This is a genomic window from Streptomyces sp. NPDC050704 (genome assembly GCF_040654355.1).
Taxonomy (GTDB): domain Bacteria; phylum Actinomycetota; class Actinomycetes; order Streptomycetales; family Streptomycetaceae; genus Streptomyces.
Window position 1 is genome coordinate 1 of record NZ_JBFAHW010000117.1, and the last position, 19533, is coordinate 19533.

Below are 19533 nucleotides of genomic sequence, written 5' to 3' on the forward strand. Positions count from 1 at the left end.
CGCGCGCGGAATCCGTGCGGCCTGGCGCCGCCCCTGTGGCCAGCGCGACGGCCACCAACTCGACTTCGGTCACGGGAACCCCCTTCGGTTGTGCGCGGCTGTCCGGCTGAGGCCGGCTGTGCCCACCCGTTCCGCCCCAGCGGAACGACTGCCCACAGCCCTACGGGAACTGCTGTCTGCCGCAGGCCAGTCGGGGCACAGAGACCGGATCTTGTCCAGTTCCGTCGGCTCCTTGTCCCTCAACTCGCTCGGCAGGTCCGCCAGTTCGTCCAGGAGGTCTTGCGCCAGCATCCGCAGGTACGGTGACACCGGCTCACGTGACGCGCCCGCGCGGAGTGGGGCCTCCGGGCCGCCCGCCGTTCTCCAACGGGCGGCAATGCGTGACGCGTTGCGGCCGTCCTGGGCCGCCTGGCGGAGTTCGTGGCCGAGCAGGTCCTCGGGCTGGACCCAGGTCAGGCGCAGGGGAGGGGTCATGACAGCTCCGCGTACGCCGCCTCGTGGGCCCGGGTGCGGCGCACGTCACGCTCGAAGATCTCGCGCGTCACCTCCGTGAGCGTCGTCGCGGGCGCGTGCAGGTCCAGGCGGCTGGACTCCGCGACCGTCTTGGCCCAGTCGGACGGGACCTCCGAGCCGAGCGCGCCGGCGAGGGCGCCGGACATGGTGGCGATGGAGTCGCAGTCGCGGCCGTAGTTCACCGAGCCCAGGACCGCGTGCCGGTAGTCGCCGCGGGAGATCAGCAACATGCCCAGGGCGATGGGGAGTTCCTCGATGGAGTGGACGCGGGAGGGGCGGCGGGCGCCGAGCGAGGGAGCGCGGTAGTCGGGGCCGACCGTGTCGTAGGGAGCCACCGCCTCGCGCAACGGACGCAGCGCCGACTCGAAGTCCGAGTAGCGCGTGGCCGTGTCACAGACCGTCTCGATCGCCGCGCGTGTGCCGTCCTTCGCCACCGCGAGGCAGGCCTCTACCACCGAGTCCGGGGTCGCGCCGGGGGTGCAGGCCGCCGCGACTCCCGCCGCGAGGACACCCGCCGCCTCGCGTCCGTACGACGACTGGTGGGCGCCCGCGATGTCGAGGGCCTCGGCGTACGCGCCCGCCGGGTTGGCCGCGTTGACCAGTCCGACGGGGGCCATGTACATCGCGGCACCGCAGTTGACGATGTTGCCGGTGCCGGCCTCGCGGGGGTCGATGTGGCCGTAGTGGATCCGGGCCACCAGCCACTTCTCGGCGAGGAAGATCCGCTGGAGGGGGAGGGCCTCGGCTTCGAGTTCCGGGATCCAGCGGGGGGTCGTCATCAGGTCGGGGACCAGGTGACCGGCGATGGCGTACGCGTCGAGGTGGTCGCGGACCGTCGCGTACACCCGTACCAGCGCGTGGGTCATCAGGGTGTCGTCGGTGACGTGGCCGTCGCCCTTGTGGTACGGGGCGACGGGGCGGGCCGTGCGCCAGGCGTCGGCGTTCCAGGGGCCGACGATGCCGTGGACGCGGCCGCCGTGGCGCTCGGTGATCTGCTCGGGGGAGTAGCCCTCGACGGGGCCGCCGAGCGCGTCGCCGACGGCGGCTCCTACCAGGCTGCGGGTGATCCGTTCTTCCAGCGTTGCGGGTGCCGGTGCGGATGCGATGGGCGTCATGTCCGAATCATCCCTCCGGGAGGGCCAGTTCTGTCGCTGCGAGGAGTTCGGCGAGTTCTACGAGGTCCGTGCCGGTCAGGCGAGGGAGTGCGCAGCCCGAGAGGGTGCGGCAGGCGTCGCGCCAGGAGGCGGGGATCGCGGCGGCGCCGCCGAGCGCGCCGGTGAGCGCGCCGACCAGGGCGGGGGCCGAGTCCGCGACCCGGGACAGGCATGCGGCGGCGGGTACGGCTTCGGCGATCCGGCCGTGCGCGGCGGTGGCGAGGGCGAGGGCGACCGGGACGGTTTCGGCGGCGGCGATTCCGTAGCTGTAGACGTGGTCGACGATCTGGTGTTCCAGAAGGGGGATGAGGCCGAAGGCGCCGTCCCCTTTCAGGACGGAGTCGCGGGCGAGCCGGAGCGCGTGGCGGGCGTTTCGGCCGATCTCGGTGGACTCGGGGAGTTCGGCGAGCGCGGCCGTCGTGCAGGCGTCCACGTCCGCGCCGGCCAGTGCGAGTGCGATTGCCGCGGCCATCGCCCGGGCGCCGTGCACGCCGTCGCCGTCCTGGGTGTAGCGGGCGTCGAACTCGGCGAGTTCCGCGGCCGATCGGGGGTCGCCGGCATGTGCGACGGCGAGCACGCAGGCCCGTACGCAGGCCGCGTCGTCGAAGTAGTGGGGGTTGTCGTGGCCGGTGGCGGGCGGGCGCAGGCCGGTGGCGAGGTTGCCGAGGCCGGCCCGTACGGAGATGCGGGCGCGCAGGGGGAGTACGGCCGACTCGACCTCGGCGGCGCGGTTCGCTGCGGCGGCGACTTCGCTGGCTACGGCGTTCCAGGACAGGTCGATTGCCGCGCGCATGCGGCGGTCTCGGCTCAGGTCGCCGAGCATGCCGGCGTCGGTGGCCCGGAGCAGTGCCTCCGCGGCGAACGCCGCCCACTCGGCGTCGTCCGAGGGGCCGAGCCGTAGGGGTTCCGGGGGCTGGTTCAGGGCGATGGGGACGGGGAGGGTGGTTGTGGCGTTCTGTTCTGCGAAGGTGTCCAGTTCTCGGGTGAGGCGGCGGGTCCATTCGGGCATGCGGGCGGCTCTGTGGCGGGCGGCCGGCCAGCCGGCGGCGTCGCCTGCGGCCAGGCCTAGGAGGAGGCCTTCGATTCGCCGTGGGGTGCTGGGTGGGTGTGCGATGTGCGGGTTCGTTGTGGCTGGTCGCGCAGTTCCCCGCGCCCCTGGTGGGGTCGGGGTGCGGCGTGTGACCTGCGGGTCGTTTTGGGCTGGTCGTGCCCACGCGGCGGAGCCGCACATGTCACAGCCCCGCGCCCCTGACGGGGCGCTCACGGCTGGACCTTGTTCTCATCGGCAGCCAGCACATACGCGCCCGGGTCCGGAGCCGGTCGCTCGTGGATGTAGGTGTGCTCCTCCTCGTCCGGGGTCAGCAAGTCCGCCACGTCCAGGACGTGGTGGCCTCGCATCGATGGGAGGCAGCTTCCCCTTGCCGGGCCGATTGCCGTCGCCCAGGCCGTGGGGATCGATGAGGCGCCCCTCGTCGCGCCCGCCAGGGCGCCGGCCACCGCTGCCGTCGTGTCCGCGTCGCGGCCCATGTTGACCGCGGTGAGGACGGCCTCCGTGAAGTCGCCGTCGGCGGCCGCGTACGCGCCGAAGGCGAGGGCGACCGCCTCGGGGGCCAGGTCCGTCCAAGGGTAGCCGCCGATGACGACCGAGGAGCGGATCGCGCGTTCGCCGCGGTGGGCGCAGGCGACGGCCCGGCGGAGGGAACGGGCGGTCCAGGAGTCGTCGGGGATGACGGCCAGGGCCGTGGCGACGACCACGATCGTCGAGGCGCCCGCCATCGCCGCGGCGACGCCCGCCGCGACCGCCTGGCCGCCGTAGATGCCCTCGCCCTCGTGGCTCACCGAACCGTCGATCGCCACCAACCGGGCCGCCTCCGCGGGGCGGCCCGCCGCGAAGACGCCGAAGGGGGCCGCGCGCATGGCGAGACCGTCGCTCCAGGCATGCCGGTGCTGGGCGGAGATGGGGGCGGCCAGGCCCCGGCGCAGGTTCTCCAGGGTGCCCCGCTCGCTGAAGCCCGCGCCCCGGAACGGGCCCTCGTCCAGGTCCGCGATCCACTGGTGCCAGGCCGCCTCCACATGCGCGACCGTGAGTGCCGAACCGTGCCGGGCCAGCAGGAGCCCCGAGAAGATCGCATACTCGGTGTCATCCGTGCCGGCGGGATTTTCGGCCACGTATCCCGTGATGCGGCCCCAGCGTGCGCGGATCTCGGACGGTTTCATGTTCTCCGCGGGCGCCCCCAGTGCGTCCCCGACGGCGAGTCCGAGCAGCGCGCCGCGTGCTCGCTCGCGGAGGTCGGCGGCGCTCCCGGGTGCCGGGACCGAGGGAACGCAGGCAGTCGAAGCCATGGCGGTGCCTCTCCATCGCGGGGTCCGGAAGGACAGCAGGACCCTTTGCTGATCTGTCCCACCTGAGGGGCGCACCCGAGCCTCACGCACCCCAGCGTCACCCGGTCGACATCTGTGCGCACCCACCTGCGGATGAGCGAGTGAGCGGAAAGGTGCAGGTAAGTACGGCCTTCCTTGCTGGCGGGCGGGAAATTCCAGACGTACATTTGGTGTTGTCCAAAGGTAGAATCAGTCCAAACAAGAACCATGGGGGATCCGGGCATGGCCATCATCGAGACCGAGGCGGCGCTCCACGAGGCGCACCGCGACAACCACACGCACCGGGATGTGAGCGGCGGCTGGCTGCGCCCCGCCGTCTTCGGTGCCATGGACGGGCTCGTGTCCAATCTCGCCCTGATGACCGGTGTTGCCGGCGGGGCCGTCTCGCACCGGACCATCGTCATCACCGGGCTCGCGGGTCTGGCCGCCGGCGCCTTCTCCATGGCCGCCGGCGAGTACACCTCCGTCGCCTCGCAGCGTGAGCTCGTCGAGGCCGAACTCGACGTCGAGCGCAGGGAGTTGAGGAAGCACCCCAAGGACGAGGAGCGGGAGCTCGCCGAGCTGTACCAGGGGCGCGGTGTCGATCCCGTGCTCGCCCGGGAGGTCGCCCGGCAGCTGTCGAAGGACCCCGAGCAGGCGCTTGAGATACACGCGCGGGAGGAGCTGGGTATCGATCCCGGCGACCTGCCCTCGCCGACCGTCGCCGCCGTGTCGAGCTTCGGCTCGTTCGCGCTGGGGGCCCTGCTGCCCGTACTGCCGTATCTGCTGGGCGCGACCGCCCTGTGGCCCGCTCTCCTGCTCGCGCTCCTCGGGCTCTTCGCGAGCGGTGCGATCGTGGCCAAGGTGACCGCGAAGTCCTGGTGGTACAGCGGATTCCGGCAGCTCGCGCTGGGCGGGGCCGCGGCCGGTGTGACGTACGTCCTGGGTGCTTTGTTCGGTACGGCCGTAGGATGAATGGGGCGCCGAGTCGAGCAGCTATGCAAGGGACTGCATAAGTAGTCGTTACTCGGCGGTTTCGATCCCTTAACCACCGGGCATGAGCCGTAAGCGCTGCGGGCAATGAGGCCTGCTCCGCACCTGTCGAGGCGGGTGACGTTGCCTGCCCCGACCGGACCGACGGTCACTGATCTGTCCGCAAAGGTCCCCCTATTTCACCGCCACGAGCGGTACCCGCGCCGCGAACTGTGGCGTCCGCATGTTGGAACGCAGTATCCGGTTCACGAGAACCGCTCCATCATGTAACCTGCACGAAATTTTGCACCCACCGCAGAGGGCCAACGTCGTCCCTCGGCAATCGCATATGCCACGACGACGACGGGAGAGCCGATGCGTACGCCGCGCCAGCCGTCCCAGCACTCCGCGAATGGCCAGAAGTGGTCCTTCATGGATGCTCGCCCTGCTGCGCAGGGTATGTACGACCCCCGCAACGAGCACGACGCCTGTGGCGTCGGCTTCGTGGCCACCCTCACCGGCGAGGCGAGCCACGCGCTGGTCGAGCAGGCGCTCACGGTTCTGCGCAATCTGGAGCACCGCGGTGCCACCGGCGCCGAACCGGACTCCGGAGACGGTGCGGGCATCCTGTCCCAGGTCCCGGACGCCTTCTTCCGCGAGGTGGCCGGTTTCGAGCTGCCCGAGGCCGGTGCGTACGCGGTCGGTACCGCCTTCCTGCCCGAGGACGGCGCCGCCGACGCCGTCTCACGGATCGAGACGATCGCCGCCGACGAGGGCCTGACCGTCCTCGGCTGGCGCGACGTGCCGGTCGCCCCCGGACTCCTCGGCGCCACCGCCCGCTCGACGATGCCCGTCTTCCGCCAGGTCTTCGTGGCCGACGGCGAGAGCGTGGGCATCGACCTCGACCGCAAGGCGTTCGTGCTGCGCAAGCGCGCCGAGCGCGAGGCCGACGTGTACTTCCCGTCGCTCTCCGCCCGGACCATCGTCTACAAGGGCATGCTGACCACCGGCCAGCTGGAGCCCTTCTTCCCGGACCTGTCCGACCGCCGCTTCGCCTCCGCGATCGCGCTCGTGCACTCCCGGTTCTCCACGAACACCTTCCCGAGCTGGCCGCTCGCCCACCCGTACCGCTTCGTCGCGCACAACGGCGAGATCAACACGGTCAAGGGCAACCGCAACTGGATGGCGGCCCGCGAGTCCCAGCTCGTCTCCGACCTCTTCGGCGACCAGGAGAAGATCGAGCGGGTCTTCCCGATCTGCACGCCCGAGGCCTCCGACTCCGCGTCCTTCGACGAGGTCCTGGAGCTGCTGCACCTCGGCGGCCGGTCCCTCCCGCACTCCGTGCTGATGATGATCCCGGAGGCCTGGGAGAACCACGCCTCCATGGACGCCGCCCGCCGCGCCTTCTACCAGTTCCACGCCACGATGATGGAACCGTGGGACGGCCCGGCCTGCGTCACCTTCACCGACGGCACCCAGGTCGGCGCGGTCCTCGACCGCAACGGCCTGCGCCCCGGCCGCTACTGGGTCACCGACGAGGGCCTCGTCGTCCTCGGCTCCGAGGTCGGCGTCCTCGACATCGACCCCGCGAAGGTCGTCCGCAAGGGCCGCCTGCAGCCCGGCCGCATGTTCCTCGTGGACACCGCCGAGCACCGGATCATCGAGGACGACGAGATCAAGGCCGGCCTCGCCGCCGAGAACCCGTACGCGGAGTGGCTGGAAGCCGGCGAGATCGAGCTCTCCGACCTGCCCGAGCGCGAGCACATCGTGCACACCCACGCCTCGGTCACCCGCCGCCAGCAGACCTTCGGTTACACCGAGGAGGAGCTGCGCGTCATCGTCGCGCCGATGGCCAAGACCGGCGGCGAGCCGCTCGGCTCCATGGGCACGGACTCGCCGATCGCGGCCCTGTCCGAGCGCCCCCGGCTGCTCTTCGACTACTTCACCCAGCTCTTCGCACAGGTCACCAACCCGCCGCTGGACGCCATCCGCGAGGAGCTCGTCACCTCGCTGCGCTCGTCGCTGGGCCCGGCGGGCAACCTCCTGGAGCCGACCGCGGCCTCCTGTCGTAGCGTCACGCTGCCCTTCCCGGTGATCGACAACGACGAGCTGGCCAAGCTCATCCACATCAACGCCGACGGCGACATGCCCGGCATGAAGGCCGCGACCCTGTCCGGCCTGTACCGGGTCTCCGGCGGCGGCGAGTCGCTCGCCGCACGCATCGACGAGATCTGCACCGAGGCCGACGCCGCCATCGAGAACGGCGCACGCCTGATCGTCCTCTCGGACCGGCACTCCGACGCCGAGCACGCGCCGATCCCCTCGCTGCTGCTCACCGCGGCCGTCCACCACCACCTCATCCGCACCAAGCAGCGCACCCAGGTGGGTCTGCTCGTCGAGGCGGGCGACGTCCGCGAGGTCCACCACGTGGCCCTCCTCATCGGCTTCGGCGCCGCGGCCGTCAACCCGTACCTGGCGATGGAGTCCGTCGAGGACCTGGTCAGGGCCGGAACGTTCCTTCCCGGCATCGAGCCCGAGCAGGCCATCCGCAACCTGATCTACGCCCTCGGCAAGGGTGTCCTCAAGGTCATGTCCAAGATGGGCATCTCGACCGTCGCCTCCTACCGCGGCGCCCAGGTCTTCGAGGCCGTCGGTCTCGACCAGGCCTTCGTCCAGAAGTATTTCAACGGCACGGCCACCAAGATCGGCGGCGTCGGCATCGACGTCATCGCCAAGGAGGTCGCCGCCCGTCACGCCAAGGCGTACCCGGCGAGCGGCATCGCGCCCGCGCACCGCGCGCTCGACATAGGCGGCGAGTACCAGTGGCGCCGCGAGGGCGAGCCGCACCTGTTCGACCCGGAGACGGTCTTCCGCCTCCAGCACTCGACGCGCACCCGCAGCTACGACATCTTCAAGCAGTACACGGACCGCGTGAACGAGCAGTCCGAGCGGCTGATGACGCTGCGCGGCCTGTTCGGCTTCAAGTCGGGCCGCGAGCCGATCTCCATCGACGAGGTCGAGCCGGCGAGCGAGATCGTCAAGCGCTTCTCCACCGGCGCCATGTCCTACGGCTCCATCTCCAAGGAAGCCCACGAGACGCTCGCCATCGCCATGAACCAGCTGGGCGGCAAGTCCAACACCGGTGAGGGCGGCGAGGACGCGGACCGCCTGTACGACCCGGCCCGCCGGTCCAGCATCAAGCAGGTGGCCTCCGGCCGCTTCGGCGTCACGTCCGAGTACCTGGTCAACGCCGACGACATCCAGATCAAGATGGCCCAGGGCGCCAAGCCCGGCGAGGGCGGCCAGCTGCCCGGCCACAAGGTCTACCCGTGGGTCGCCAAGACCCGCCACAGCACCCCCGGCGTGGGCCTCATCTCCCCGCCGCCGCACCACGACATCTACTCCATCGAGGACCTCGCCCAGCTGATCCACGACCTGAAGAACGCGAACCCGCAGGCGCGGATTCACGTGAAGCTGGTCTCCGAGGTCGGCGTCGGCACGGTCGCCGCGGGTGTGTCCAAGGCGCACGCGGACGTCGTACTCATCTCGGGTCACGACGGCGGTACGGGCGCGTCCCCGCTGACTTCCCTGAAGCACGCGGGCGGTCCCTGGGAGCTCGGCCTCGCCGAGACCCAGCAGACGCTGCTCCTCAACGGCCTGCGCGACCGCATCGTCGTGCAGACCGACGGTCAGCTGAAGACCGGTCGTGACGTCGTCATCGCCGCGCTGCTCGGCGCCGAGGAGTTCGGTTTCGCGACCGCGCCGCTCGTCGTCTCCGGCTGCGTCATGATGCGCGTCTGCCACCTGGACACCTGCCCGGTCGGCATCGCCACGCAGAACCCGGTGCTCCGCGAGCGGTTCGCCGGCAAGGCCGAGTACATCGTGAACTTCTTCCAGTTCATCGCCGAAGAGGTCCGCGAGATCCTCGCCGAGCTGGGCTTCCGCACGATCGAGGAGGCCGTCGGCCACGCCGAGCACCTCGACGTCGAGCGGGCCGTCAACCACTGGAAGGCGCAGGGCCTGGACCTGTCCCCGCTCTTCTACGTGCCCGAACTGCCCGAGGGCGCCCCCCTCCACCAGGTCATCCAGCAGGACCACGGCCTGGAGAAGGCGCTCGACAACGAGCTGATCAAGCTCGCCGCCGACGCCCTCGCCGCGTCCAGCGCGACCGACGCCCAGCCGGTCCGCGCCCAGGTCGCGATCCGCAACATCAACCGCACGGTCGGCACCATGCTCGGCCACGAGGTGACCAAGAAGTTCGGTGGCGCGGGCCTGCCCGAGGACACCATCGACATCACCTTCACCGGCTCGGCGGGCCAGTCCTTCGGCGCCTTCCTGCCGCGCGGCGTGACGCTGCGCCTGGAGGGCGACGCCAACGACTACGTCGGCAAGGGCCTCTCCGGCGGCCGGGTGATCGTCCGTCCCGACCGGGGCGCCGACCACCTCGCCGAGTTCTCGACGATCGCGGGCAACACCATCGCGTACGGCGCCACCGGCGGCGAGCTGTTCCTGCGGGGCCGTACCGGCGAGCGGTTCTGCGTCCGCAACTCCGGCGCCACGGTCGTGTCCGAGGGCGTGGGCGACCACGGCTGCGAGTACATGACCGGCGGTCACGCGGTCGTGCTCGGCGAGACGGGCCGCAACTTCGCGGCCGGTATGTCGGGCGGCATCGCGTACGTCATCGACCTGAACCGCGACAACGTGAACGTCGGCAACGCCGGCGCCGTCGAGGAGCTGGACGACACCGACAAGCAGTGGCTGCACGACGTCGTGCGCCGGCACCAGGAGGAGACCGGCTCGACCGTCGCCGGGAAGCTCCTGGCCGAGTGGGACACGGCCGTGGACCGCTTCAGCAAGATCATCCCCAGTACGTACAAGGCAGTGCTCGCCGCCAAGGACGCCGCCGAGCGAGCCGGTCTCTCCGAGACCGAGATCACCGAGAAGATGATGGAGGCGGCGACCAATGGCTGATCCGAAGGGCTTTCTGAACCACGGTCGCGAGGTCGCGAAGACCCGCCCCGTCGGTGAGCGCGTCAGGGACTGGAACGAGGTCTACGTTCCGGGCTCGCTGCTGCCGATCATCCCCACGCAGGCCTCGCGCTGCATGGACTGCGGTATCCCGTTCTGCCACAACGGCTGTCCGCTGGGGAATCTGATCCCCGAGTGGAACGACTACGCGTACCGCGAGGACTGGTCCGCCGCGTCGGAGCGGCTGCACGCGACGAACAACTTCCCGGAGTTCACCGGCCGCCTCTGCCCGGCCCCTTGTGAGTCCGCGTGTGTGCTGGGCATCAACCAGCCCGCCGTGACCATCAAGAACGTCGAGGTCTCCATCATCGACAAGGCATGGGACAGCGGCGACGTCGCCGCCCAGGCGCCCGAGCGGCTGAGCGGCAAGACGGTCGCGGTCATCGGCTCGGGGCCGGCCGGTCTGGCCGCCGCGCAGCAGCTGACGCGGGCGGGCCACACGGTCGCCGTGTACGAGCGCGCGGACCGCATCGGCGGCCTGCTCCGTTACGGCATCCCCGAGTTCAAGATGGAGAAGCGGCACATCAACCGGCGTATCGAGCAGATGCGCGCGGAGGGCACCAAGTTCCGTACGGGCGTGGAGATCGGGCGCGACATCGACGCGGCGAAGCTGCGCAAGCGGTACGACGCCGTGGTCATCGCCGCCGGTGCGACCGTCTCCCGCGACCTGCCGGTCCCCGGGCGTGAGCTGAAGGGGATCCATTTCGCGATGGAGTACCTGCCGCTCGCCAACAAGGTGCAGGAGGGCGACTTCGTGGCGCCTCCGATCACCGCCGAGGGCAAGCACGTCGTCGTGATCGGCGGCGGTGACACCGGCGCGGACTGCGTGGGCACGGCCCACCGTCAGGGCGCCGCGTCCGTCACGCAGCTGGAGATCATGCCCCAGCCGGGCGAGGAGCGGAACCCGGGGCAGCCCTGGCCGACCTTCCCCATGCTCTACAAGGTGACCTCCGCGCACGAGGAGGGCGGCGAGCGGATCTACTCCGTCTCCACCACCCACTTCGAGGGCGACGAGGATGGCAACGTGCAGTGGCTGCACCTCGTCGAGGTCGAGTTCGTCGACGGCAAGCTGACGCAGCTGCCGGGTACCGAGCGGAAGATCCCGGCGCAGCTCGTCACGCTCGCGATGGGCTTCACCGGGACCGACCAGGAGAACGGGCTGGTCTCGCAGTTCGGCATCGAGCTCGACGCGCGCGGCAACATCGCGCGGGACGCCGACTTCGCCACCAACGTGCCCGGCGTGTACGTCGCCGGTGACGCGGGCCGCGGTCAGTCGCTGATCGTGTGGGCCATCGCGGAGGGCCGCTCGGCCGCCCGCGGAGTCGACCGGTTCCTCACGGGCGTGAGCGAGCTGCCGGCGCCCATCCGCCCCACGGACCGTTCACTGATGGTCTGACGCTCCACCCCAACAGACGTCCCGTACAACGGCGTACGGAACTGAACGCGGCGCCTGCTTTGTCCCCGACCGGACGATGGTGGGCGCCGTGGTGCGTTTGGGGACGCAGCCCTGAGTGAGTGCGGAGATGGCTCACCGCACCTCGTACGGCTGGCCGTAGATCTTCCACTTCAGCGGTGTCTCCAGTCCCAGGTTGTCGTCGTACAGGAACTGGCGCTGGGCCGTGTCGATGCGGGTCGTGTCGCGCTTCTCGGCCCGCATCACCTTGCGGCGGGTGTCGAGGAAGATGTCGAGGTAGGCCTTCTCGTCGCCGCCCTCCGTCGGGGTGTCCGCCTCCGCCATGGCGTCCTTGCGGAGGCCGTAGAAGCCGGGGTCGGTGCCCGGGCCGTGCATGACCATGGCGTCGTAGTAGATGAACTGGCCGAGGGTGCCGAGCCCGTCGCGTTGGGCGAGGCGGACCGCCGGGGTGAAGTAGACGCGGTCGCGCTCGGAGTCCTGGGCCCGGCGGAAGGCCGGTATCGCGGATTCCGCCTTCCAGGCCTCGGTGAAGCCGGGGTCCAGGCCCTCGTGGGAGTCGGAGCCGTCGACCTCGCGGAGGGCGGGGAGGTAGCGGGCCAGGGCGTTGTCCGGGCGGGACCCGGTGTAGCGCTCGACCAGGGTGAGCAGGTCGTGCGTACCGGTGGTGAAGCCGATGATGCCGGCGGTGTAGCCGCGGCCGTCCCCGATGTCCTCGATATAGCCGTACTGGTCGCGCCAGTCGAGGCTGGAGTTCTCGGCACTGGACACGATCCGCTGGGCCAGGTCCTTCTTGTCCGGTGCGGCGAGGCCCGTCTGCCCTGAGGGATCGGCGGGCGAGGCCGTGGACCGCGCGTCCGGGCCGGAGCCGTCGGTGTCCTGGTCGGGCACGAGGAAGTACACCGCCACCGCCACGAGAGGGACGGCGGCGAGCAGCAGACGGGCGGCGCGTTTCATGCGGCAAAGAGTACGATCGCCGCAGAGTGCCGTGCCGCACCGGGTGGAGAATCTGTGAGTGTCGGGGGAGAACTTGTGAGCGCGGAGGAACTGGCGCTGCTGCGGGCGGAGTCGGGCGGACCATTGCCGGAGAGTTTCGGACGGCTGGACGGCGAACAGGCCCGTCTGCTGGCCGGGGCGCTGCGGCGGGCGCGGGACCGGCGGGCGTCGGGGCTGAACGAGGCCGCTGAGGACGCCCTCACCCTCGTACCGGCCCTGACCAGGGAACCTGTCCGCCGGATGCTCTTCCGCTGAGCGCCCCGCGGGAGCTGTGCAGTGTCGCACCTCCGAGCCCCTCAAGGGGCTCGGTACCGCACCGGACCTCGTCGATTCCGCATATCCGTAATAGCCGTATAGGGGACCCTCCCGCATGGACACCTTGCGCAGCAGGGCCGAGACCCTGAAGCTCGCCCGGCTGCTGGATGTCGAGCCACGGGAACTGGCGTTCCTCGAAGAACTGCCCGTCGACGACGTGCGTGCCTTCCGCGAGCGGTCCGTCGCCGCCCTGTTCGACGACGACTCGGAGCTGCTCGACCGTGTCGCCGCCCTGACGAGACTGCTGCCCGTCGGGGTCGCCGCGGGCATCGCGCAGAAGGCGCTGGGGCCCCGGCTGGCCGCCGCCCTCGCCGGGCGCCTCGAACCGGCCCGCGCCGCCGACATCATCGACAGGCTGCCGGCCGAGTTCACGGCCCGGTGCTGCCATCACCTCGACCCGCGCCGGATCGCCGCGATCATGGGCAGGCTGGACGACGACATCGTCGTACGCATCGCCCTCGTCCTCGCCGATCGCGGCGACCATCTCACGATGGGCCGGTTCGTCGGGCATCTGCGGGACTCGGCACTGCTGCGGATCCTGCCGCGGCTCGACGACGCGACGGTCCTGAAGACCGGCTTTGTCATCGATCATCCCCAACGCCTCGGTCACATCGTCGAGTTGATGGGTGAGGAGCGGGTCTCCTCGATCATCGCGTCCGCCGCCGAGAGCGCGCTGTGGCCGGAGGCGATGGCCGTCGCGGGCATGGTGGGCGGGGAACCGCGGGCCCGGATCGCCTCCCTCACCGCCGCCCAGCCCGAGCCCCGGCTCGACTCGCTGGTACGCACCACCGCGGAGCAGGATCTGTGGGAGTCGCTGCTGCCGATCGTGGCGCTGCTGAGCGCGGCGGAGCTGCGGGTCGTCGCCGCGCTGCCCGCGCTGCGGGAGCCCGCCGTGCTCGACGGGCTCGTACGCGGAGTCGTGGCGACCGGACTCTGGGCGGAGTTCCTGCCCATGGTGGGGATACTGCCCGCGACCGCGCGCCGGGTCGTCGCGACGGCCGCGGGCGCGCTCTCCGACGCCGAGCTCGACGCGCTGGCCCGCGGAGTCGACAAGCAGAACCTCTGGGAACTGGTCGTCCCCCTCGTCGAGTTGATGGACGACACCGCCAGGCAGCGGCTCCTCGAACTGCCGGCGTTCCAGGACCAGCTGCCCGGTTAGGCTCACCCGGTCAGTCCGTGACCGAAAGGAGCCCCCGTGGCCGGGATCAGCCTCACCAAGGTGGAGGAGACCGCGCCCGCGCTGGTCAGCCTCTACAAGAGCGCGGGGGTCTCCCTCACCAAGCAGGGGCTGAGCGGGCAGCGGGCCGCCGTGTATCTGGTGGTCGACTACTCGGGGTCCATGAAGCCGTACTACGCGGACGGGAGCGTGCAAGCGCTCGCCGACCGGGTGCTGGGGCTCTCGGCGCACCTCGACGACGACGGGACGGTACCGGTCGTCTTCTTCTCCACGGACGTCGACGCCGTCACCGACATCGCGCTCGACAACCACGACGGGCGCATCGAGCGGATCGTCGCCGGGCTGGGGCACATGGGCAAGACGAGTTACCACCTGGCGATGGACGCCGTCATCGACCACTACCTCGACAGCGGCTCCAAGGACCCGGCCCTCGTCGTCTTCCAGACGGACGGCGGCCCGATCAACAAGCTCGCCGCCGAGCGGTACCTGTGCAAGGCGGCCAGGCTGCCGCTGTTCTGGCAGTTCATCGGCTTCGGCGACACGTCGAGCAAGCAGTTCGACTTCCTGCGCAAGCTCGACGAGTTGGCGGTGCCGGGGAAGCGGGTCGTCGACAACGCCGGTTTCTTCCACGCCGGTTCGGATCCGCGGCGGGTCTCGGACGGGGAGCTGTACGACCGGCTGGTGGGCGAGTTCCCGCAGTGGCTGTCGGCGGCACGGGCCCAGGGGATCGTCCAATGAGGGCAGTGAGGGCGGGCGTACGGCTGCTGCCCGCCGCCGGACGCGTCGCCGTGCCCTGGAAGAACGGCGGCGGCGTGACCCGCGAGATCGCGGCCTGGCCGCCGGGCGACGGCATGGGCGTCGGCATGGGCGTCGGTATGGACGACTTCACGTGGCGCGTGAGCCTTGCCGAGGTCGCGGCGGACGGGCCGTTCTCCGCGTTCCCCGAGGTCGACCGGACGCTGACCCTCGTGGAGGGAGCGGGCATGGACCTGACGGTGGGCGGCGAGCGACGGCTCGTCGACGAGCGGTTCGTCCCGCAGGACTTCCGCGGCGACGTTCCGACCGACTGCCGCCTCCTGGACGGCCCGGTGGTGAACCTCAACGTGATGTGGCGCAGAGGCGAACGGACGACCCCCAACGTGGCCGTCGTCCGGGGACGACTGCCGCTCGCCGCCCCGGGGACTGCCCCGGAGGCCGGACCGGCGGCCCTGCTCGTCGTCGCGCTCGACGGGACCGCCGAGGTCGCCGGGGCCCGGCTCGGGCCGTACGACGCCGTGCTGCTGACCGGGGAGTGGGGCGCGGAGGGCGCCGCCGAGTCGCGCGTGACGGGACGGGCCGCGCTGGTCGGGCTGCCGGCACCGGCCTGACGGGCGCACGCTCACCCGATGCCGTCGGACCAGTCACGCGGCATGGGGTGAGCGGATAGCCCAGTCGGAGGGTTCACCGGACTCGGCGGCCGACATTCTGGCCGCCCCGTTGGCTCCGCCCAAGACGCGTGCCACCCTGAGGTAAGAGCCTGTGTCTGAACCCCCGTCGTCCGCGCGGAGCGCGGGCGCAGCGGCGGTCGGTGCGTGCCCTCGGTGTGCGGCGTTGCAGGTCATGTGGCGGAGCCACCTGTCCTGTGGCGCCGTGCGGCGAGGGTGCGTGCCGGGCGTCGGGGCGCAGGCGGGGGTTCAGACACAGGCTCTAAGCCAAGGGGAAGGCCACGCATGGGTGCGCGATCGGTGGACGCCGGGCAGAGCGACGGACATCCGGCGAGGACGGGCAGAGGACGGCCCGCGCAGACGGGCAAGGGTGAGCGGCTGGCGGACTGGGCCGACGGGCGGCTCGGGCTCTACGGGCTCGCCAAGTCCCAGATGCGCAAGGTGTTCCCGGACCACTGGTCCTTCATGCTCGGCGAGATCTGCCTCTACAGCTTCCTCATCCTCATCCTCACCGGCGTCTACCTCACGCTCTTCTTCGAGCCCAGCGCCGCCGAGGTCGTCTACAACGGGTCGTACGAGCCGCTGAACGGCGTCGTGATGACCAGGGCGTACGAGTCCACGCTCGACATCAGCTTCGACGTACGCGGCGGTCTGCTGATCCGGCAGATCCACCACTGGGCCGCGCTCGTCTTCGTCGCCGGAATGCTCGTGCACATGATGCGGGTGTTCTTCACCGGCGCGTTCCGCAAGCCGCGCGAGCTGAACTGGGTGTTCGGCTGGACCCTGCTGTTCCTCGGCATCATCACCGGCCTGACCGGCTACTCGCTCCCCGACGACCTGCTCTCCGGCACCGGGCTGCGCTTCGCCCAGGGCGCGATCCTGTCGGTGCCGGTCGTGGGCACGTACCTCGCCCTCTTCCTCTTCGGCGGCGAGTTCCCGGGGGACGACATCATCGCCCGCCTGTACCCGATCCACATCCTCCTGCTGCCCGGGATCATGCTCGGCCTGGTCGTCGCCCACCTGATCCTGGTCTTCTACCACAAGCACACGCAGTACCCCGGGCCCGGACGCGACCAGAAGTCCGTGGTCGGCATGCCGTTCATGCCGGTCTACATGGCCAAGGCCGGCGGCTTCTTCTTCCTGGTCTTCGGCGTGCTGTCGATGATCGGCGCGCTCGCGACCATCAACCCCGTGTGGGCGTTCGGCCCCTACCGCGCCGACCTGGTCACCACCGGCGCCCAACCCGACTGGTATCTCGGCTTCTCCGAGGGGCTGATCCGGGTGATGCCGGGATGGGAGATCAACGCCTTCGGCCACACCCTGGCCCTGGGCGTCTTCATCCCCTTCTCGCTCTTCCCGCTGATCATGCTGGCGATCGGCGTGTACCCGTTCATCGAGGCGTGGATCACCGGCGACAAACGCGAGCACCACATCCTCGACCGGCCCCGCAACGTCCCCACCCGCACCGGACTCGGGGTGGCCTGGCTGAGTCTGTACGGGGTGCTGCTGATCGGCGGCGGCAACGACATCGTGGCCCTGCGACTGCATCTGTCGATCAACCTGATCACGTGGTTCGTGCGGATCGGCTTCTTCGTGGTGCCGGTACTGGCCTTCATCATCACCAGACGCATCTGCCTGGGGTTGCAACGCCGGGACCGGGACAAGGTGTTGCACGGACGGGAGTCCGGCACCATCAAACGGCTCCCGCACGGTGAGTACGTCGAGGTGCACGAACCCCTCACCCAGGCCCAGCGGTTCACCCTCACCCAGCACGAACAGGACGGGCACTACGAGCTGGGCCCGCTCGTCGACGCGAACGGTGTCACCCGCAAGGTCAGGACGTCCCAGCGGCTGCGGGCGCGGCTCGCCCGCGCCATGTACGGACAGGACACGTACATCCCCAAGCCGACTGTCGAGGAGTACCGCGAGCTCACGAGCAGCGACGAGCACCACCACTAGCGACGAGCACCACCGCTGAGGACCAGCTCCCGGCATGCGCTCGGCGTGCCCCAGGCGGTGCGCAGGGCACGGGCCTTGGTCAGCCACAGGGAGAGGTCGTACTCCGCGGTGTAGCCGATCGCGCCGTGCAGTTGCAGGGCCGTGCGAGCGGTCCTGTACGCCGCCTCGCAGGCCGCGACCTTGGCGGCGGCCACGTCGGCCGGGTCCATGGACAGGGCGGCCCCGAAGAGCAGCGGCCGGGCGAACTCCAACGCGATCTTGGCGTCGGCCAGTTGGTGCTTGACCGCCTGGAACGAGCCTATGGGCACACCGAACTGGACGCGCTGCTTGACGTACGCGACTGTCCTGTCGAGGAGCGTGAGGCCGACTCCCAGGGCCTGGGCGGCAGTGGCGAGACGGGCCTGGACGAGGGCTCGGGCGGCGGCCGCCGTGACGTGGGGGCCGGTGGCGAGGAGTTCACCGCTCCCGGGCTGCCGAGTGAACCGGGTGGGTTGGGTGGGCCGGGTGAGCCGCCGCGCCGGGTCCATCGACGCGCGCACCGGGCCGTGCCCGTGGAGCAGCCGTAGTTCGTCGCCTTCGACACAGAGCAGGACCGTGGCCGCGTCGCCGTCCAGCAGGTACGGCCCGCCGCCCGGCAGGGCCACCGTCGCGACCGTCTCCCCGGAGGCCAGCCCCGGAAGGAACCGCTTCGCCAGGCCGTCCGGCTCCGTCAGCAGCGCGGCCGCCGCCACCGTCTCCACCAACGGCCCCGGTACCGCATGCCGCCCCAACTCCACGAAGGCGACGGCCAGTTCGACGGGAAGCGGACCGACCCCCTCGTACGCCTCGGGGACCGCAAGCGCGAACACCCCCGCGTCGGCGATACGGGACCACAGGGCGCGGCCCGCCGTATGGTCCCCGGCGCTCCAGGACCGTACGGCCGAGGGCGTGTCCGCGGCTGTCAGCAGGGCGTCCAGCGAGCGGGCGAAGGCGCGCTGTTCGTCGTCCAGGAGGAAGCGCATCAGCGGCGTCCCTTCGGCAGGCCGAGGAGGCGCTCGGCGATGATGTCCCGCTGGATCTCGTTCGTGCCCGCGTAGATCGGACCGGCGAGCGAGAAGACGTACCCCTCGGCCCAATCACCGCCCGCCGACCGCCCGCCCGTCGCTTCCCCGCCCGCCAACTCCCCGTCGGCGCCCAGGAGATCGAGCGCGGTCTCGTGCAGCGCGATGTCGTACTCGGACCAGAAGACCTTGTTCAGGCTGGACTCCGGCCCGATGGGCTCGCCGTCGAGGAAGCGGGAGGCGCCCGCGTAGGTGAAGAGCTGGTACGCGCGGGCGCCGATCAGCGCGTCGGCCACCCGGTCGCGGGTGAACGGGTCCTCGCCGCGCTCGTGCCAGAGCGCGGCGAGACGGGCGGCCGACGCCAGGAAGCGGCCGGGGGAGCGGAGCGTCAGACCGCGCTCGTTGCCCGCCGTCGACATGGCGACCCGCCAGCCCTGGCCGGGCTCGCCGATCACGTCCTCGTCCGGGACGAACACCTCGTCCAAGAAGAGTTCGGCGAAGGCCGGCTTCCCGTCGAGGCGGCCGATGGGACGGACCGTCACGCCCGGCGCGCGCAAGTCGAACATCAGGTAGGTGAGCCCCTGGTGGGGCTTCGGGGTGTCCGGCTCGCTGCGGAACAGGCCGAAGGCGCGGTCGGCGAACGCGGCCCGCGACGACCACGTCTTCTGCCCGCTCAACCGCCAGCCGCCGTCCGTGCGCACCGCCCTCGACCTGAGCGAGGCCAGGTCGGAACCGGCCTCGGGCTCGGACCACGCCTGCGCCCAGACGACCTCGCCCGACGCCATCGACGGCAGGATCCGCGCGCGCTGCTCCTCGGTGCCGTGGGCGAAGAGCGTCGGGGCCAGGAGGCTGACGCCGTTCTGGCCGACCCGGCCCGGGGCGCCCGCCGCGTAGTACTCCTCCTCGAAGACCAGCCACCGGACGAGCCCCGCGTCCCGTCCGCCGTACGCGGCCGGCCAGGACACCACCGACCAGCGGTCCGCGGCCAGTTCGGCCTCCCACGCGCGGTGGGCGGCGAAGCCCTCCCCGGTCTCCAGGGAGGGCAGCGGTTCGGCCGGCACGTGCGCGTCCAGCCAGGCCCGGGCCTCGGCGCGGAACGCCTCGTCGGCGGGGGAGTGCGTGAGGTCCATCGGGCGGCTTCCTTCGGTGGCGCATCGGTGGTGGTTCCCGGGGTGGCTTCGGT

At 71.0% G+C, this 19533-nt stretch carries 14 protein-coding genes and 1 pseudogene; 8 read left to right on the forward strand and 7 right to left on the reverse strand.

The features are described 5' to 3' along the window. Positions 1 to 180: 180 nt before the first annotated feature. From AB0I18_RS42110 to AB0I18_RS42125, 4 genes and pseudogenes are all read right to left on the reverse strand, one after another. A pseudogene (locus AB0I18_RS42110) lies at positions 181 to 474 on the reverse strand (ADP-ribosylglycohydrolase family protein); the annotation flags it as partial. Continuing rightward, entirely contained in the window at positions 471 to 1628 is a 1158-nt protein-coding gene (locus tag AB0I18_RS42115; protein ID WP_363111054.1) for an ADP-ribosylglycohydrolase family protein, read from the reverse strand. The pseudogene AB0I18_RS42110 and the gene AB0I18_RS42115, both read right to left, overlap by 4 nt. A 7-nt stretch (positions 1629 to 1635) precedes the next feature. Then, a complete protein-coding gene (locus AB0I18_RS42120; protein ID WP_363111077.1) occupies positions 1636 to 2898 on the reverse strand; it encodes an ADP-ribosylglycohydrolase family protein in 1263 nt (420 codons plus the stop codon). A 29-nt stretch (positions 2899 to 2927) separates the two neighbouring features. Further along, positions 2928 to 4010 (reverse strand): ADP-ribosylglycohydrolase family protein, encoded by a 1083-nt coding sequence (locus AB0I18_RS42125; protein WP_363111055.1) that lies wholly within the window; start codon positions 4008 to 4010, stop codon positions 2928 to 2930. 261 nt (positions 4011 to 4271) lie between these two features. On the opposite strand from AB0I18_RS42125, the gene AB0I18_RS42130 reads away from it, so the two are divergent. The 3 genes from AB0I18_RS42130 to AB0I18_RS42140 all read left to right on the forward strand — a co-directional run bounded on the left by AB0I18_RS42130 (position 4272) and on the right by AB0I18_RS42140 (position 11424). Continuing rightward, complete coding sequence (locus AB0I18_RS42130) at positions 4272 to 5003, forward strand: VIT1/CCC1 transporter family protein (protein WP_363111056.1); 732 nt, start codon at positions 4272 to 4274, stop codon at positions 5001 to 5003. Positions 5004 to 5375: 372 nt separating this feature from the next. Beyond that, complete coding sequence (gltB, locus tag AB0I18_RS42135; protein WP_363111057.1) at positions 5376 to 9971, forward strand: glutamate synthase large subunit; 4596 nt, start codon at positions 5376 to 5378, stop codon at positions 9969 to 9971. Further along, entirely contained in the window at positions 9964 to 11424 is a 1461-nt protein-coding gene (locus AB0I18_RS42140; protein WP_363111058.1) for a glutamate synthase subunit beta, read from the forward strand. Before gltB ends, AB0I18_RS42140 begins: the two co-directional genes overlap by 8 nt. 132 nt (positions 11425 to 11556) lie before the next feature. Here the strand turns inward: AB0I18_RS42140 and AB0I18_RS42145 are convergent, their stop codons facing one another. After that, positions 11557 to 12396 (reverse strand): chitosanase, encoded by an 840-nt coding sequence (locus AB0I18_RS42145; protein WP_363111059.1) that lies wholly within the window; start codon positions 12394 to 12396, stop codon positions 11557 to 11559. A 75-nt stretch (positions 12397 to 12471) separates the two neighbouring features. On the opposite strand from AB0I18_RS42145, the gene AB0I18_RS42150 reads away from it, so the two are divergent. The 5 genes from AB0I18_RS42150 (at position 12472) to AB0I18_RS42170 (ending at position 17310) form a co-directional block, all read left to right on the forward strand. Then, positions 12472 to 12690 (forward strand): hypothetical protein, encoded by a 219-nt coding sequence (locus AB0I18_RS42150; protein ID WP_363111060.1) that lies wholly within the window; start codon positions 12472 to 12474, stop codon positions 12688 to 12690. A 115-nt stretch (positions 12691 to 12805) separates the two neighbouring features. Next, positions 12806 to 13909: a hypothetical protein gene (locus AB0I18_RS42155; RefSeq protein WP_363111061.1), complete on the forward strand. Its 1104-nt coding sequence runs from the start codon at positions 12806 to 12808 to the stop codon at positions 13907 to 13909. A gap of 36 nt (positions 13910 to 13945) precedes the next feature. After that, a complete protein-coding gene (locus tag AB0I18_RS42160; RefSeq protein ID WP_363111062.1) occupies positions 13946 to 14665 on the forward strand; it encodes a VWA domain-containing protein in 720 nt (239 codons plus the stop codon). Then, the gene (locus AB0I18_RS42165; protein ID WP_363111063.1) at positions 14662 to 15294 is read left to right on the forward strand and encodes a HutD family protein; all 633 of its coding nucleotides are present in this window, start codon (positions 14662 to 14664) and stop codon (positions 15292 to 15294) included. The genes AB0I18_RS42160 and AB0I18_RS42165 overlap by 4 nt, the downstream gene beginning before the upstream one ends. Before the next feature lie 342 nt (positions 15295 to 15636). Next, positions 15637 to 17310, forward strand: a complete 1674-nt coding sequence (locus AB0I18_RS42170; RefSeq protein WP_363111064.1) for a cytochrome bc complex cytochrome b subunit — start codon at positions 15637 to 15639, stop codon at positions 17308 to 17310. On the opposite strand, the gene AB0I18_RS42175 is transcribed toward AB0I18_RS42170, so the two are convergent. Together AB0I18_RS42175 and AB0I18_RS42180 are read right to left on the reverse strand one after the other, a co-directional pair. Beyond that, positions 17307 to 18311 (reverse strand): acyl-CoA dehydrogenase family protein, encoded by a 1005-nt coding sequence (locus AB0I18_RS42175; protein ID WP_363111065.1) that lies wholly within the window; start codon positions 18309 to 18311, stop codon positions 17307 to 17309. The two genes, AB0I18_RS42170 and AB0I18_RS42175, sit on opposite strands and share 4 nt — an antisense overlap. Continuing rightward, a complete protein-coding gene (locus AB0I18_RS42180) occupies positions 18311 to 19480 on the reverse strand; it encodes an acyl-CoA dehydrogenase family protein (protein WP_363111066.1) in 1170 nt (389 codons plus the stop codon). The genes AB0I18_RS42175 and AB0I18_RS42180 overlap by 1 nt, the downstream gene beginning before the upstream one ends. Between the last annotated feature and the right edge of the window lie 53 nt (positions 19481 to 19533).

What these genes read in the sequence shown, in the direction of transcription:
- AB0I18_RS42140 (WP_363111058.1), top strand. Translation starts at nt 9,964, where the DNA reads ATGGCTGATCCGAAGGGCTTTCTGAACCACGGTCGCGAGGTCGCGAAG.
- AB0I18_RS42120 (WP_363111077.1), bottom strand. Translation starts at nt 2,898, where the DNA reads ATGTGCGGCTCCGCCGCGTGGGCACGACCAGCCCAAAACGACCCGCAG.
- AB0I18_RS42130 (WP_363111056.1), top strand. Translation starts at nt 4,272, where the DNA reads ATGGCCATCATCGAGACCGAGGCGGCGCTCCACGAGGCGCACCGCGAC.
- gltB (WP_363111057.1), top strand. Translation starts at nt 5,376, where the DNA reads ATGCGTACGCCGCGCCAGCCGTCCCAGCACTCCGCGAATGGCCAGAAG.
- AB0I18_RS42175 (WP_363111065.1), bottom strand. Translation starts at nt 18,311, where the DNA reads ATGCGCTTCCTCCTGGACGACGAACAGCGCGCCTTCGCCCGCTCGCTG.
- AB0I18_RS42155 (WP_363111061.1), top strand. Translation starts at nt 12,806, where the DNA reads ATGGACACCTTGCGCAGCAGGGCCGAGACCCTGAAGCTCGCCCGGCTG.
- AB0I18_RS42180 (WP_363111066.1), bottom strand. Translation starts at nt 19,480, where the DNA reads ATGGACCTCACGCACTCCCCCGCCGACGAGGCGTTCCGCGCCGAGGCC.
- AB0I18_RS42170 (WP_363111064.1), top strand. Translation starts at nt 15,637, where the DNA reads ATGGGTGCGCGATCGGTGGACGCCGGGCAGAGCGACGGACATCCGGCG.
- AB0I18_RS42115 (WP_363111054.1), bottom strand. Translation starts at nt 1,628, where the DNA reads ATGACGCCCATCGCATCCGCACCGGCACCCGCAACGCTGGAAGAACGG.
- AB0I18_RS42145 (WP_363111059.1), bottom strand. Translation starts at nt 12,396, where the DNA reads ATGAAACGCGCCGCCCGTCTGCTGCTCGCCGCCGTCCCTCTCGTGGCG.
- AB0I18_RS42125 (WP_363111055.1), bottom strand. Translation starts at nt 4,010, where the DNA reads ATGGCTTCGACTGCCTGCGTTCCCTCGGTCCCGGCACCCGGGAGCGCC.
- AB0I18_RS42165 (WP_363111063.1), top strand. Translation starts at nt 14,662, where the DNA reads ATGAGGGCAGTGAGGGCGGGCGTACGGCTGCTGCCCGCCGCCGGACGC.